This is a genomic window from Psychrobacter sp. NPDC078409, assembly GCF_050268505.1.
GTDB lineage: Bacteria > Pseudomonadota > Gammaproteobacteria > Pseudomonadales > Moraxellaceae > Psychrobacter.
In genome coordinates this window covers 215,153-229,035 of sequence record NZ_JBNNGW010000003.1, presented here as the reverse complement: position 1 = coordinate 229,035, position 13,883 = coordinate 215,153, and the positions used below count along the sequence as shown (strand labels likewise).

The 13,883-nt window shown below is 41.3% G+C and carries 10 protein-coding genes; all 10 read left to right on the top strand.

What is annotated here, in order from left to right; translation table 11 throughout:
* Positions 1-297 precede the first annotated feature (297 nt).
* The 10 genes from gspG (at position 298) to ACQKC9_RS06880 (ending at position 13,871) form a co-directional block, all read left to right on the top strand.
* Positions 298-735, top strand: a complete 438-nt coding sequence (gspG, locus tag ACQKC9_RS06925; RefSeq protein ID WP_427621417.1) for a type II secretion system major pseudopilin GspG — start codon at positions 298-300, stop codon at positions 733-735.
* 245 nt (positions 736-980) lie between these two features.
* Positions 981-1,529 (top strand): protein-disulfide reductase DsbD domain-containing protein, encoded by a 549-nt coding sequence (locus tag ACQKC9_RS06920; protein WP_427621110.1) that lies wholly within the window; start codon positions 981-983, stop codon positions 1,527-1,529.
* A gap of 47 nt (positions 1,530-1,576) precedes the next feature.
* Entirely contained in the window at positions 1,577-3,706 is a 2,130-nt protein-coding gene (dsbD, locus tag ACQKC9_RS06915) for a protein-disulfide reductase DsbD (RefSeq protein WP_427621109.1), read from the top strand.
* A gap of 385 nt (positions 3,707-4,091) precedes the next feature.
* Positions 4,092-5,540, top strand: a complete 1,449-nt coding sequence (locus ACQKC9_RS06910; RefSeq protein ID WP_427621108.1) for a phospholipase A — start codon at positions 4,092-4,094, stop codon at positions 5,538-5,540.
* Between the two features lie 75 nt (positions 5,541-5,615).
* Complete coding sequence (locus ACQKC9_RS06905; RefSeq protein WP_427621107.1) at positions 5,616-6,452, top strand: ComF family protein; 837 nt, start codon at positions 5,616-5,618, stop codon at positions 6,450-6,452.
* A gap of 396 nt (positions 6,453-6,848) precedes the next feature.
* Positions 6,849-7,283 (top strand): pilus assembly FimT family protein, encoded by a 435-nt coding sequence (locus ACQKC9_RS06900; protein WP_427621416.1) that lies wholly within the window; start codon positions 6,849-6,851, stop codon positions 7,281-7,283.
* Positions 7,283-7,849: a type IV pilus modification protein PilV gene (gene pilV, locus ACQKC9_RS06895; protein ID WP_427621106.1), complete on the top strand. Its 567-nt coding sequence runs from the start codon at positions 7,283-7,285 to the stop codon at positions 7,847-7,849. Before ACQKC9_RS06900 ends, pilV begins: the two co-directional genes overlap by 1 nt.
* Positions 7,849-8,829 (top strand): PilW family protein, encoded by a 981-nt coding sequence (locus ACQKC9_RS06890; protein WP_427621105.1) that lies wholly within the window; start codon positions 7,849-7,851, stop codon positions 8,827-8,829. Before pilV ends, ACQKC9_RS06890 begins: the two co-directional genes overlap by 1 nt.
* Before the next feature lie 21 nt (positions 8,830-8,850).
* Entirely contained in the window at positions 8,851-9,711 is an 861-nt protein-coding gene (locus ACQKC9_RS06885) for a pilus assembly protein PilX (RefSeq protein WP_427621104.1), read from the top strand.
* Between the two features lie 50 nt (positions 9,712-9,761).
* Positions 9,762-13,871 (top strand): pilus assembly protein PilY, encoded by a 4,110-nt coding sequence (locus ACQKC9_RS06880; protein ID WP_427621102.1) that lies wholly within the window; start codon positions 9,762-9,764, stop codon positions 13,869-13,871.
* Positions 13,872-13,883: the final 12 nt, after the last annotated feature.

The window sequence follows — 13,883 nt, the reverse complement described above, 5'->3', positions numbered from 1 at the left end:
GTCATACAGTTGGTGCTATTCAATATTTAGCTTCGGCTGAAATAGCAAACTCAAACTAGGCACAGCGCTGGATAAAAATAAAACCATGGTTTATAGTGGCAATAGTTTCAGAGCTCATTGATATATCATTGATGAGAGCCACAATAGAACGCCACTTTTACTATTTACATAACTGTGATGACCAAAGCGATGACTATGACTGACAAACTCCAAGTAAATATGACGCCAAAAAGTGCTATTCAGAATACGCAATCACATTCAAATATTGTAACTGACCATAAGACCGCTTCTTCAGCTATGCAGCGCAGTGTGGCAAAAAAGTATGGTCAAGCAGGATTCACTCTTATCGAAATTATGGTCGTTATTGTGATCTTAGCCATTCTTGCTGGATTAGTGGTACCAAAAGTCGTCGGTCAAAGTGATAAGGCCCGTGTTAAAACCACTGAAACGGCGCTTGCCACTGTCTCAAATGCGCTAGATATGTATAAGGTTGATAATTCACGCTATCCGACGACAGCTCAAGGGCTAGAGGCGCTTACGACACCGCCAGCTGATGCAAAAAACTATCCTGAAGGTGGGTATATTAAAGGTGGCTATCCAACCGATGGCTGGGAAAATGAGATGCAATATGTTGCACCAGGTAGTGAAGGACGACCTTATGACTTGTTTTCATTAGGTGCTGATGGTCAACAAGGTGGTGAAGGTCAAGATGCGGATCTTTATGCTCAGCTATAAAGCTTAATAACAGACGTATAGTGAATAAGTTCTGATACTGATATAGCTTTGTAGAATGAAACATTCGTTCATCGATGCACTTTTAACAATTTATAAATATCAACCAATATCCCCTTATTGGTTGATATTTTTTATCAGTAGATAAATTGCCTACTGTTCAATATAAGTTTGATAGTCAGTGCTATAAATATATCTAAGCGCTCGCCAAAACAGTCATCGCAAACTGCAATTAAAGGTACTCATCTATGTCGATCCAACAGTCTAATAAATATTTTTCTAAAAACCTTTATAAATTGGTTCTAACCGTTGCAAGCACTTCATTAGTAACGGTTCTGTCAATGACATCGATCAGTGTACAGGCAGCAGGGTTAAATGACTTATTTAAAAATAGCTCCTCGGAAAAATCAAAGTTCTTACCAGTGGATGAAGCCTTTCAGGTGGTCAGTAATACCAAGGCGACTTCCAAAGGCACGCGGTTGTCGATCAGTTTTGAGATTACGCCAGGGCATTATGTCTATAAGGATAAGCTTACGTTGAGCTTCCCTAAAGGAATAAGTGCCACGCCGTTCACTTTTAATCAAGCACCAGTATCAATCAATGATCCGACCTTTGGTCAGGTTCCTGTATTTACGCAAAGAAGCGTCATTGCAACCACGACGCTGACGACCAGTAATGGTAAGGGCGCCAAAAATGCGCCTATTATTATTGGTTGGCAAGGGTGTGCAACCGCTGGCCTATGCTATCCACCAGAAAAAGTCAAAACCAAGATAGACATTGCTGCGACACGCAGATAAATAGCGAGCAGATTGATTAAAATATCGGTAATAATAGGTAGCCATTCATGTCCATCAAGACATCACCAAAGTCCTCATCATTTAGCGTATCTACCCATTCGAAAAAATCCCATATCTTAGCGCTTGCCATCGCTAGTGGCTCATTGTTGACAGGTTTATCAGCGACATCGACGGTACAAGCGGCAGGGTTAGGCGACCTTTTCGGTAGTAGTGAAAGCTCATCGAAGTCAAAGTTCTTGCCAGTAGATCAAGCGTTTCAGGTAAGTACAGACAGCACCCCCGTCAAAGCAGGTACGCGGTTATCTATTAATTTCGATATCACTTCTGAACATTACGTCTATAAAAAGCAAATCAAGCTTACGCTACCCGCTGGCGTGACGGCTGCACCTTTTACCTTTAGCCAGACACCATATTCGATAGATGATCCAACATTTGGCAAGGTACTGGTATTTGACCAAGCGAATATGGTCGCTACCACCACACTGACGAACAATAGTGGCAAGAGTATAGAAGACGGGGCTATCGTCGTCGGCTGGCAAGGTTGTGCAAAAGCAGGACTGTGCTATCCACCTGAAAAGATTAATACGACTGTCGATATTGCAGCTGCATCGACGCAGGTATCAGCAGATAGTGAGAGTAGTGCGAGCTCGACCGATTCAGAGAATAGTGCTACGGCGACGTCAGAAGATATTGATTCAGTAGAACTTGATAATACTTTGCCTGATGAGGCGCAAGCACTGACAGACGATGGGGCTATTGATTATGATCTCATTGATGACAGCGCTGTAGAGTATGATTCTTTAGATAGTAGTGCAGCGACGAATACGATTTCTGCAGCAAATAGCAGCGTAACAGGCGAGACGGCCAATAGCGAAAACGCATCAAACAATAGTTTTGTTGATAGCGATCCTTTTGGTTTGGCTTCTCACCCTTGGCTGGCATTAGTACTATTATTTTTAGCAGGCTTAGGCTTGGCCTTGACGCCATGTGTGTTACCGATGTTACCTATCGTGGCCAACATTGTAGCCCGCGAACAAAACCCAACGGTCAAACGCGGTGTCATCTTGACCACCAGTTACGCGATTGGGGTAGCGACTGCTTATGGTATTTTGGGCGCTGTCATTGCAGTATTCGGTGAGTCTTTAGGTATTATTGGTTGGCTGCAGAATCCAATTATTCTCATTAGCTTTGCTATTGTTTTTATACTTCTCGCACTATATATGTTGGGTCTTTTCAGTGTGCGATTACCACAAGTGATCAGTCGAAAGATGCAAGGCTTAAGCCAAGCAGGTGACAGTAAGCTTGGTAGTACAGGCGGCAGTTTAATCGCTGGGTTTTTATCAGCGCTAGTCGTGTCACCTTGTGTTTCTGCGCCATTATTTGGGGCATTATTGGCGGTTTCTACCATTGGTAGTCCGTTGCTCGGCTTTGCCGCTTTATTCATGCTAGGTTTTGGGTTATCAGCGCCGCTTATCCTAATCGGTGCTACTCAAGGCAAGATTATGCCAAAGGCAGGCGAGTGGATGAATTGGGTCAAGCAAGGCTTTGCTTTACTACTGTTTGCCGTGGCACTGCTATTGATTGAGCGCGTGTTTATATCGCCAGTTATGCTGATGGTATGGGCATTGTGGTTTATGGTCGTGGCAACATGGGCATGGAGTTGGCTAGGTAAAGGTCGTATTCTGACCCAAGCACTAAGCCTTATCGCTGGTATTTGGGCAGCATGTTTAATAGTCGGCGCTGCACTGGGTAATGACGATAGCTTACATCCATTAGCGTCATTGGGTGCAGCACCGATGATGGTACAGTCAACATCTGGTCAACCAGTGAATAGTGACAGCACCACTGATAAGACGATCACGACGCTTGCAGAGCTAGATGCTATTGTCGCAGCCAATCCGAATGTCATTGTCGATCTGACAGCAGAGTGGTGTATTGAGTGCCGGATTATGGACAAGAACCTGTTTCATAATCGTCCAGCTCAAATGCAAGGTTGGCAACTAGTGAAGCTCGATATCACTGAGACGACAGCAGCCTCAAAAGCCGTGTTGTCTCGTTACCAACTCTTTGGTCCACCAGCGTTACTGTATTATATTGATGGTCAGCTAGTAAATCAGCAAGTGGGTGAGATCGGTCGCTCAGAATTTGAGCAAACATTATCGGCGTTGAATAATTAACATTTAACAATGAATACTTAAGAAATCAGTGTAATATTTCGAAAATTCTTAAGAATATTAAGAAGGCCAGTATACTAAGAAAAGTATGCTGGCTTTTTTAATGCCATTAAATTCATACTATAGAATATTTATTAAGTATTTGTTATATAAGTGATTATATTTATAGGTGCTTATTTTAACTATCGATAAAGCTAGTATCGTGCTTATATTTTCATTACAATAAAGAAACAATGCAGCAGGGGCACTAATTGTCATTTTTTCCGCTCCTAAGATCTGCGATTAGCTGATAGTCTCAGTCAATTCTATTTTAGCGATAACGCTAATGGCTATATTAATTACCTCATATACTCTGCTAGCGCTAATGCTAGTTAGATAAAGGACACTTATGTTTGCCCATACCATTACTCAGCGTAACCAACAGCCGTCTTACCAGAATGCACATATGCCTCTTCGTATTGCAGTTGCGCTTGCGTTGAGTTGTACCGCGATACAAGTACAAGCTGCTGATGACTCTCAAACCTATAATGAACTGCCAGCACCCGAAGCTGCGTTTGAATATGAGGATCTTGACTTATCACAGAGTCTCGATAACAGTGCGATATCTTCTGATATGAGTACACAAAATGGCAAAATAATTAGCAAAGAATTTATTGCTCAGCAAGCCAAGCTGTTTTCTGAATGTACTCAAGTCCAGTCTAGTGCTGCTCGTCTCGCTTGTTTTGATAAGGTAGCTGAACAAGGTAAGACACCAAGCTATACCTCAACCAAACAACCAATTGATTTGGCAAAGACCTTTCAAAGTACGGTCTCAGGTAATCCAAAAGTGATATTGGCTGAGTCTCAAACGGCGATGAGTGGTACGACAGTTGAAGATGCAGATACCATTTTGATGACCAGTCAGCAAACAGCAGCCAGTAAATTGAAGGCAAATGGGAACGTAGAAGTAGATGCTGAAACGAATAGTGAGGCACAGATTTTAGAAAATGTCGGTGTCACTCAAACAGACATCGAAAAATTCTCGCCACTCAGTTTATCTTATGACCTAGACAAAAATAGTGAGCGTGGTACTTGGACGGTCAGACCATATCGACCGACATATCTGTTGCCATTATTCTATACCTTCGATCCCAATTTAAATCCAAGCACACCATCACAAGAAACAGATCCTTTTGATTCTAATGATATACGCGAAACTGAGCTAAAATTCCAATTATCTCTAAAAACAAAAGTCGCAGAAGATTTGTTTGATACCAGTGCTGATCTATGGTTTGGCTATACTCAAGAATCACATTGGCAAGTTTATAACGAAGACAACTCGCGTCCATTCCGTGCTACCGATTATCAACCTGAAATATTCTTAACCCAACCTGTGACAGCAGATTTGCCTTTTGGTGGACGTCTGCGTATGTTGGGCGCAGGTGCTGTGCATCACTCGAATGGACAAGATGATCCATTATCACGTTCATGGAATCGTGCTTACCTCATGGCGGGCGCAGAGTGGGGCAGACTTTCAGTCATACCGCGCCTATGGGCTCGAGTAAATAACGAAAGTAGTAGCGATGATGATAATCCAGATATCGAAGACTATATGGGCTATGGTGATATCAAATTCTTGTACGACTTGCCAGCTGATCAGAGCATTAGCGGTACCTTGCGCTACAATCCAGGTACCAATAAAGGTGCTGCGCAAATCGACTATATCTATCCTATCTCAGAGAACGTTAATGGTATGGTTCAGCTATTCCAAGGATATGGTGAGTCGATCATTGATTATAATCATGAAAATACCTCGATCGGCTTTGGTATTGTACTGAATGATTGGAAAGGGCTTTAATTTAGAAAGGAAATCAATTTGAGAAAGGCTCTAACATAGGTGGAATTTATTATAAGTTATGACAAATAATAGTTTATGCGCCGCTTAGCGCCTTATCAAACTGGACTGTGGTTGGCAGAGTATATGGATATGCGCTGCCAACTATGCCGTATTTATCGTAGTACACCACAATCTCAACTACTACACCATCAAACACAATCTAGCCTAGATAATATAACGAATGCGCCGCCTACACGGACAGCCTTAAAGAAGCACTCTTTTCTTACTAATATTCGCCATCAAGCAAACAGCTATTTGAGCAGTGGTTTACTTTGTGCTCACTGTCACAACGATATCACTTGGTTGCCAAGACCTTTTGAAGTGGATATCGCTCCTAGTATATCTCTATCTATCCAAGCCTCTACTTACTACGAGTATCCGATACGTCAATCTATCCGAGCATTTAAGCATCAAGAGGATATGACAAAATTGCCGTTATTATTACATGCGATACGTCAATTACCGCGACCACACGGTTGTCATCGCAATAACAGCGTGATTGTTGCTATGCCAACGACAAGTCAACGATTGGTCAAACGTGGGTTCGATCCTGTCAGTATTCTATCTGCCCAATTGTCTAAACATTGGCAGATTCCTTTATGGCAAGGCGTTAAGCGTATTGACGATACAGTTAGTCAGCAAGGACTGACTCGTGCTGAACGTCTTAGCAACTTAGATAACGCTTTTGCTCTAATCGAAAGCCCTCCTACAAAACGCTTACTACTATTTGATGACGTATCTACCACAGGTGCAAGCTTACAAGCACTAGCGCGAGCGTTCATTCCACCTGCGGAAGTAAAACCAGCAACGGATAGCAGCCATAATAGTTATCAAATTTCTGCTTACGTATTAGCACATGGCAGCAAATCCTAAACCTAGTATATTTTTGTCAACAATATCTAATTATTGCTAATATATTCCCTTAACGCTATATTGTTATAGATATGTATATTAATTTTTTGCTATGAGCTAAATGTCTAAGCAGTCATTTAGTGAATTAATACATTAGTCAAGGATACTGGAAAGCGCCTATAGTCATTTCTAGATAATGTTTATTAGCATCATGGAATGAAAATTGCATGTTATTAAATAAATATATGTAGAAAATCATGGTAGTAAGGTAACAATATAAGATACTCATAATCAATATGACGTAAGTAAAAGACAGATAATTGCAGTTTTAAATAGGAACACGATGTGAATGCATCTTTGAACACTCCACTACCTAAGCTAAAGAACGTAAGCTCAGGTTTTACCTTAATTGAATTAATGGTAACGATTGCTGTTCTTGCCATTATTGCAGGTATTGCGGCACCTAATATTAGCACTCAACTTGCAAACCAGCGCGTGAAGTCGACAGCTGCAACGGTTGCTAACGCACTGAAAGAAGCTAAAGTGGAGAGTATTATCCGTCGTCAGAATATTACTGTTTTATACGATACATCTACTATTCCTAGTAAAATTGTTCTACAGGCTAATGGTACTAATATATCTAGTTATAACCTGAATAAGCAAAGTGTGGTAACTCAACAAATTAGTCCTTCTACTGTGACTAGCATTGTTTTTCGGCCTAATAAGTCAATAGATGGCAGTGCAACAGCAATTTATACCATATGTGATAGCGGCTCTACTAGTGAATCTCCTAAGCAAATTAGTCTTACGAGTATTGCTAATATTCATACTACAAACGCTGGGAGTTGTTAATGAAAAATATTAGTCAGCAACAAGGCGTAGGCTTGGTAGAGGTGTTAGTAGCATTACTATTGTTAGCAGTGGCTGTACTGGGCTTCACAGCTATGCAAATGTCAGCAGTAAAAGCAACAGATGAGAGTCTCATGCGTACCCGAGCACTCACTATAATGCGAGGTGGTGCTGAGATAATGCGCACCAATCCTGATGGTATCAGCGCTTTTAAAACAGCTATAAACGGTACAGCTGACTCAGTTACTATCGATGGTACTAGTATTACAAAAGATAGCTGTATAAAAAACACCAGTACCGTACCAGTAGCTGCTGATAGTTGTACGCTTGCGCAGCTTGCGACTCGCGATGGTCTATTGATTAGATCGTATGCACGTACGAATGATATTACAATTGGTCTAGTGCCAAATGGCTGTCCTGGTACATCAGGTAACCAAGAGCGTCAATGTTTTGTTGCTAGTTGGGGTGACACAACGACAGCATTAGACAATAGCTCATCGACTGCCTGTGCCAATGCAGACGGCACTTATAAGAATGGTGCAGAGTGCTTTATTATGGAGGCTTACTGATGATATCGAAATATGTACATAGGTATAATCATCAACAAGGCTTTACGTTAATAGAGCTTATGATTTCATTGATATTAGGTTTACTAGTGTCAGCTGCTGTGATGCAAATCTATTTAATCAATGTTAAGACTAGCAGTATTCAATCTAGTGGTAGTGAATTACAAGATGCAAGTATATTTGGGCTGCAACAACTAGAAAAGAAATTACGTATAGCAAATTTAGGTAATCCAACAACGCAAATTACGAGTACGACGGTAAACGGTGGTATTGTCTTAACTGCTGCCAATCTTGGCATAACAACAGCTTATGCTAATACTGCCTACCTGACAAGACGTGAAGGTGACAGCGCCAGTGGTACGAACGGATGGACGGGAGTTTCTAATACAAACGTTAATAGTGATCAATTAACCATACAATATACCAATACAACAGGTAGTGTCATGAGTGATTGTGAAGGTGCTGATGCTGCTGTTAATGATATTGTGGTAGAACGATATTTTTTGCGTAGAGCAACGGGTGATACTAGCAGCGGTAATATAAAAAACCTAGTGCTAGCCTGTGATGCAGGCAGGGTTAGTCCAACTGGTGGTGGGATACTCACCGTTGGTACAGCATCAGATTCTCGTAATTTTGGTACAGCTGGTCAAGAGTTCATTATCAATGTTGATCAGTTCAAAGTTTTATTAGGTACAAAGTCATCCGCCGCCGCCAGTGCAGGCCAAATGATGTATCTACCAAGCAGTTCATATTTATTGATGGCGACCAAGCCGTCAATAACAGCTGTGAAGATAGGTCTTATAGTCCATGGTACGACACCTATCATAGGTAGTAATGACCAATCTTCATTTACCTTACTGGGCCAAAGTAATAGCTTGAAGACAGACACTACTCGCCAACAGCAAGTACGTAAAAGTTATGAATCTACAACACTATTACGTAATGCACGAGTGATTGATGTTGATACTAGCTTAACTCCTTAAGACCTATTAGGATAATTTGAAATGAGCAACCACTATCGTTTGTCACATTCTTTAGACCAAGGAAAAAAAAGTGGTCAAATATATTCTAATGGAGAGCGCGGGGCAACACTGATCGTGGTGCTATTGTTTTTAGTTCTCATTATGCTAGCGGGTGCGATAGCAGTCAGACAAAGTAATACGGATTTAAAAATTGCAACGAGCGATCAAATCAATACAGTTTTATTACAGTCATCCGATAGTGCTAACCAAAAGCTAGAAATGATGGTCAATGGTAGTCCGAGCTCTGAGGAGTACCGCGACGTAACGAGTGCAGCAGGGGTTTTCGGTCATTTTTTATTGAATCCTGATAATGCGACTAACGAGTTTATCTATTGTTTCAACCCTCGCACCAAAAAATATCTCGCTGCAAATGCTTCTGTGAAAAAATCAACTGGCGGGTACTGGAGTAGTTTAAGTGGTGGATTCTGTGATTATGCCAATGCCAATGATTACACCAGCGCTAGACAGACAGTCATGACGCAAATGAGTGTTACCGTTACACCTACCAATCCCAATGCACCTGTGTTTGAGCATATGGTTATTGGTAAAGAGGTACAAGATAGAACCAGTAAACGTTACCAGTTTGACGTTCGAGCCTCTTCTGCTCTACCGGCTTATAAGGAACCGAAAGTAGGTAGCGACAAGTGTTTTGAACAAACCAGTATCAATGCCAATGTAGCTACTGGCAAAAAGTCTCTAAGCGATTGTATGTTGGCTGCGTCTACGCCAAGCAAAATGTTATATGAGCAAGTAGATGTAGAAAATACGTCTTCATCTACCCTATGTATACCATATGGTAAAGGCACACTGTCATCCAAATGCATACTTTCAGCAACCCCATAGTCTGCTGATTAATTACGCTAATTACGCTAATTTCATAAAGGATAGATGTCATGAAACGACTTGACAACGTATCAAAAATCATGAGAACAAGTACGTTACCACTGAAGTATTTAGTCGTTGTAATGGCATCTATGGTTGCAATGCCAATATCGCAGGCTGATGTGGCAAACAAAAAAATTGGTGACTTAGAGATTTATAAAGCAGCTGAAGGTGGCAAGATTACGGTCACCATGATGCTAGATACATCGGGCAGTATGTCTTCACTTGCTGTGGGAGACAGTGCTTGTGATATGCCTTCAGGAGTTACTAGTAAGTCAATCACCTCAGTGCAGACTACGTCTACTCCAACATATGCTAGAGTCAGCTGCAATGTTGATAATAGGTACTTTTATCGTATTTCGCCAGCGCCTGAAAATCAATGGTATCGCTGTGGTAACGAAGATGGGAGTGGTAACAACGATTATAACTTTGCTATCTGTAACACAAAAATTGCTGATCCCCTTATAGGTACAGAGTATAAAAGTGTTGTATCAGGTAGTGGTAATCGATATTACTATAAAGATATCTTTTATGATCGTCTAACTCGGCTTAAAGATGCGATTTTTACGTTAATGAATAGCTCAGATTTAGATGCTACAAAGGTCTCTATTGGTATAGGTCAGTTTTCTTCGCAAAGTAACAGTAGCAACACTTATAACGGAGCGGATGGTAGTAGTGGCAAGATTGTAGTACCAGCCGCATTGGTAACTACCGCTCAGCGTAATGCTATTAAGACAGCAGTCGCTAACCTACAAGGCGAAAACGGTACACCAACGGCCAATGCCTATGCAGAGGCAGGGGCATACATGCTTGGCAATACCACGACTACTACGATAACGACACCAAGGGAAGAGTATGTTTATACTAGTGGTAATAACTACTACCCTTGTACTACATGGCGTGGTACAGGATGTATAGGTGTTGGTTCTGTACAAAGAATATCGTTACCAGCAGGTTATACGTCAAGCGCTTGTCAGTATTATAACTTTACCTGTCTGTCCCGCAACAAAACTCAAAGCGCTAAAGACTGGGGATTTAGTGGTTTTGACAAATCTGTAAATAGCTCTAAATCTGGTTCTAATTATGTGAGTCCATTGTCATCGAATAATGCCACTTGTGATGGTCGCGGTATTTATTTCTTAACAGATGGTGAACCAAACAGTTCTCCAGCACCATTGCCTATGATGCAGTCTGCACTAGGGGCAAAAGGAGCTTTATTTGGTTTACCTACATCAGGCACGCTTCCGAAAGGTAGCGATACTGTTGGAAGCGGTATGCCAGAAGTAGGGGCGTTTGCAAAAGCTTTGCGCAGTCCAACATTAAATCCATTAGGCGCACAAATGGATATCTTGACTGCCGTGGTTGGGTTTGGATCAGTATTCAATGTAGATAGAGTCGCTGATGAAGCCAAAACTAATCCTGAAGATCGAATAATCCGCAAGCTGACTTATACAAACTCCAAAGGGGAAGAGAAAGAAGGTGAGTTTTATAATTGTTCGAAGATTACAGCCCTAGATGCAAGAAATGCCTGTAATTGGGGTGCAAAATCGCATTCAGAATTACCAAACGTCGGTACGTTTGGTGAGGGCGGATTTTATGCTGCTCAAACAACAGAAGATGTGGTAAACAGTGTCTTATCTTTTGTAAAAGATTTGGATCAAAGCTTACCCTCAACGCCATCTGGTACCATCATTATACCTAATGACCCGTATCGCGCGGATAGCCAGCTTGCAGTTGCTTATTACCCTACTTTGCAACCAACAGTAGCTAGTAATGATGTCATTTGGAAAGGCAATATGAAAAAATATAGCCTGAATGAAGGAACATTATATGGCAAAGACAATAAGAAGTTGTTTAAGAATGTAAAAGGGGAGTTAAACGAAACGGCACAAGACTTGTGGTCAGATAAAGATTACAACAACGTTAATGACAAAGTTGAGTCGGGCGGTTTTTACGCACGATTGAATACACCAGCTACAGGTATAGCTTCTGTTCGAACCTTATATGTAGAAGACTGGAAAAGTGCAACAGACCAAGCAACCAAGTTAAGAAAAGTCAGTGTGAATGGTGCGGGTAAGTTCACACTAGATGGTAACCCTTTGTCTAATACTAATAAATTCAACGATACAAGCACTTATTCTGAGACTACTTTAAGAAAGCTATTAAACTTCTTAGGTTTTGATAACCTTCCAAGTACAGCGACAGCAGTTAAAGATATGACGTTGACATCAACTAATGTCACGGCAGCAGTCAAGGTTGTAGGTGCAACATTGCATTCTACGCCAGCCTCTGTGTCGTATTCTGCTACGCTAGATGATAGTGGTAAAGTGACAGATACACGTGACGATTATGTGCTGTTTGGTTCGACAGAAGGCGGGCTACACCTAGTCAATGCAGATAACTATAGTAATGCTGGTGATGGCGGAAAAGAGCGATTTGTATTCATTCCTCGTGAAATACTAAAAGATCCGAATAAGTCCGACGCACTTATTAAAGATCAAACCAAAACTGCTATAGGGTCACCAAACTTTGGTATTGATGCCCCATGGTTAGTGAGTGCTGACTATAAATATGATTTTTCAAATAAACGAGTATCTATCGATACAAGCGATAACAAAGGTATTTATGCATACGGTGGTTTGCGTATGGGTGGTGAAGCTTTTTATGGGCTAAACCTTGAAGATAAAGACGCTCCAAGCATGTTATTCTCTATTACGCCAGCTACGTCAGGCTTTAGTCGTATGGGGCAAATATGGGCGAAGCCTACTAAAGCAAAAATCAAGACCAGTAGCTCAGATACAGGAACAGACGTTCTGATCTTTGGTGGTGGTTATGATATGTGCTATGAAAATGAGGGTTTTCAAGTAGGGTTGGTTGATTCTATATTAGGCGGCTGTGCACTGACAACGTCGGCAAAAGGTAACGCCGTCTATATTATTAATGCTAGAACCGGTGCATTGATATGGTCGGCATCGAGCAACAGTGGTGCCACCAAAGTCGTTAGTGATATGAAAAACAGTATCGTTGGTGGTATTACGACTTTAGATCGTGATAATGATGGTTTTATGGATCATATCTACTTTGCAGATTTAGGTGGACAGTTATTCCGTGCAGACTTCACCAATGCTGGCTTTGTGAAGCCAGTAACATCAGGAACAGCTACTCCTGAATCAGGCTTTAGCAATACTCGAGTGACACGTATACTCAAAAGCGCTCATACCACTCTACTTAGCCAAAAATATGCTTATCGCTTTTATGAACGTCCAGTCGTTAGTTTCTACCGTAACTCAACCACAAACACGTTATTTGCATTAGTGAATGTCATTTCAGGGGATCGTAGCTCACCGTTATCTAAAATACGTAATACGACAGCTTATGCTGATCGCCTTTACGGCATCATAGATAGTGATGTGACCAAAGCAAATGATATTTTTTACGCCAGCAATTTTACGACAGCTAGTAATATCAATGGTCAAAAAGTCTTCGATCTAGCGGACAGTAACTTGGTTCAGTTACCTACAGCAATGGGTACTGGGTCAGCGGCTGGGTATAGTTTAACCCAAAAGAACAATGTCATCAGTACGATGCAATCAGGTGCCCAGCGAGGTTGGTACTATCCGCTAACGCGTTTCGATGGCTTCGATAATGTTAGATACACTAAAGGTATTGGCAAGTCTGAAGTTATTGACAATTTCTTATACACCACAGTGTATAACCCAGATATGAGTTATGGCTCTGCAGATGCTTGTAGCGCTACGATTGTAGGTGGTTCAGAGCGTCAACTATACTGTTTGCCTTATGGTATTTGTCTAGATGATACTTCTAAAAATGGTACAGCTGGATTTGTTAGAGCAGGACAAGGAATACAAGAGTTGACTTTAGGGCCGCGTAGCTCAACGCTATCCAATCAACGTTTGCTTATTGGCACGCAGACATTAGCAGAGCGCCAGACTGGCAGATTAAGCTTTGGGTCTGATGGTAGTAAAAGTGGTAATAGCTTGATAGACGATGTACAAGGTCTAACAAGTGCTGATCAAATATTGGGTAACGGTACTGCACCTGAAATGATATTTTATGAGCGTTTTATTCTACAACCAAAAACTTGGTATGAAGTAGATTAATGAGGCAGGTTT